2 protein-coding genes are annotated in these 2,291 nt (G+C 72.5%); one reads left to right on the forward strand and one right to left on the reverse strand.

Annotated features, from left to right (window positions below; genetic code table 11):
* The first annotated feature begins 163 nt into the window (after nucleotides 1–163).
* Nucleotides 164–640 carry a F0F1 ATP synthase subunit B gene (gene atpF / locus E4099_RS31370; RefSeq protein WP_135342488.1) on the forward strand — a complete coding sequence of 159 codons (477 nt, stop codon included), beginning with the start codon at nucleotides 164–166 and terminating at the stop codon, nucleotides 638–640.
* Between the two features lie 216 nt (nucleotides 641–856).
* On the opposite strand, the gene E4099_RS31375 is transcribed toward atpF, so the two are convergent.
* On the reverse strand, nucleotides 857–2,291 hold a 1,435-nt coding region (locus tag E4099_RS31375; RefSeq protein ID WP_209446821.1), incomplete at its 5' end, for an ERAP1-like C-terminal domain-containing protein.

A 2,291-nucleotide genomic window follows, 5' to 3' on the forward strand; every position in this document is an offset into this window, starting at 1 on the left:
GTCCATGGGTGCGACCCGGGTGGGGTCGGTGGGGTAAGGCCGCCCTAAGCTACTGGCCGGATGGGGGCCGTATTCCGTCCTTGCCGGGAGTCCACTCGTACGTGGGACCGCGGTGGGGGATCACCCGTGCGGATCCACTGGAGGGGCCCCGTATTCTTGTGGCATGGAACTTGCTTTGAACATCGGCCCGCTCAAGCCCGAGACCTGGGATCTGCTGATCGCGTTCGTCGCGTTCGGCCTTCTCTTCGCTGTGTTGGCGGGCGTGATCCTGCCGCGTATCGCGAAGGTGCTGAAGGAGCGCGAGGAGGCCATCGAGGGTGGCCAGGACCGTGCGGAGGAGCTGCGCGACCAGGCGGAGCGTGCGCACGAGGAGTACCAGCAGATGCTGGCGGAGGCGCGTCACGAGGCCGCGCGGATGCGTCAGGAGTCCGCGGAGCAGGGTGCGGCGCTGCTGGCCGAGCTGCGTGCCGAGGGGCAGCGGCAGCGTGAGGAGATGCTGGCTTCGGCCCGGGTCCAGATCGACGCCGATCGGGCGCTGGCGGAGGCCGCTCTGCAGCAGGAGATCGACTCGATGGCGACCCGCCTCGCGGGCAAGATCGTCGGTGAGCCGCTGGAGGAGTTCGCTCGCGGTCGTAAGTGAGCTCGCGGGTTTCGCGGAGTTCGCCGAGTTCACAGAGCAGCGCAGGGCGCCCGGTTACACCGGGCGCCCTTCCTTTATGCGCTATTGAATCCTTTTGCCCCGATTCAACGGGTTCTTCGGTTTCCGGGTTCGCGGGTTGTCGCCGGATGGCCCTACCGGTGCTTCCCGGTCGTCTGGGCAAGTGCTCCCCTCCCCCGTTTCCGGCGGCCCCCGGCGCTAGGCGGTCTGCCGTACCCGCAGGGCGCGGCGGGCGTCGTCGAGCTCGTCGGCGAGCTGGCGGCGCAGGGCGGGCGGCAGGTCGGTACGGGTCAGGCACTCCTCCGCCAGCCGCACGGTGTCCGCCAGGGCGACGGCGGGGAAGCCGGTACGGGCCACGGCCCGGGCGATGGTGGCGCCGCGGCGCCGCGCGAGGGCGACGGCGGCGGGGAAGTACTCGGGCACGTAGTCGGCCAGCAGGGTGTGCTGTTCGGATTGCCAGAAGCCCTCGAAGGTGGCGTTGAAGAGGTGGGCGGAGAGGTCGTCGGAGTCGAACAGGGCGCTCCAGGCGGCGCGCTTGGCGGCCGGGTCGGGGCGGGCGGCGCGGCAGCGGGCGGCGCCCTGCCGGCCGGTGGCGCCGGAGTCGCCGGCGAGTTCGGCGTCGATCTCGTCCGGGGTGGCGGCTCCGAGGACGGCCAGCCGGTGGAGGGTGCGCCAGCGCAGTTCCGGGTCGAGTTCCGGGCCGCCGGGCACGGTGCCCTCGGTCAGCCAGCCGCGCAGTTCACCGGTGTCGGTGGTGCTGTCGATGAGGGTGCGTACGGCGGCCAGCCGCCGGCTGGGGCCCGAGCCGTCCTGGGTGTGCCGGAGCAGTTCGCGGCAGGTGTCGGTCAGGGTGGCCAGCGCGGTGGGGCGCCGGTCGGCGGGCAGGTAGCGGTCGGCGATCTGGAGGCGGGCGAAGGCCAGGACGCCTTCGACGAGCGCGGTGTCGGGCTCCTGCGGCAGGTGGGCGCGGGCCGCCTGGAGAAAGGCGGTGGGGGCCAGGGCGCCATCGCGGACCATGTCGCGGGCGGCGCTCCACAGCACGGCGCGGCTGAGGGGGTCGGGCAGCCAGGACAGGGCGAGGGTGGCGGTCTCCCAGGAGTCCGGGTCCAGGCGGATCTTGGTGTAGGCGAGGTCGCCGTCGTTGAGCAGCAGGAGGTCGGGGCGGCGGCCGGGGCGGTCGAACCGTACGACCTCGCCCGGCTTGCCGCTGATGTCGATCTCCAGGCGTTCGCGCAGGTCCAGTCGGTGCGGCTGGTCGGCGCTCCGGTCGTACAGGCCGATGGCGAGGCGGTGGGGGCGGCTGCCCTGGTGGTGGACGGTGGCGGTCCATCGGTCGCCCTCGGTGCGGATCTCGGGGGTGAGGGTGTCGACCCCGGTGGTGCGCAGCCAGTGGTCGGCCCAGGTGTGCACATCGCGTCCGGAGGCCTGGGCGAGGGAGTCGATGAAGTCGGCGAGGGTGGCGTTGCCGAAGCGGTGGCGGGCGAAGTGGTCGTTGATGCCGGTGAGGAAGTCGCGCTCGCCGAGCCAGGCGACGAGTTGGCGGAGCGCGGAGGCGCCCTTGGCGTAGGAGATGCCGTCGAAGTTGAGGCCGGCGGCGGCGGTGTCGGGTACGTCCTCGGGTGCGGGGGCGACG

Origin of the sequence: Streptomyces palmae (genome assembly GCF_004684805.1) — a bacterium.
Lineage (GTDB): Bacteria > Actinomycetota > Actinomycetes > Streptomycetales > Streptomycetaceae > Streptomyces > Streptomyces palmae.

What these genes read in the sequence shown, in the direction of transcription:
- atpF (WP_135342488.1), top strand. Translation starts at nt 164, where the DNA reads ATGGAACTTGCTTTGAACATCGGCCCGCTCAAGCCCGAGACCTGGGAT.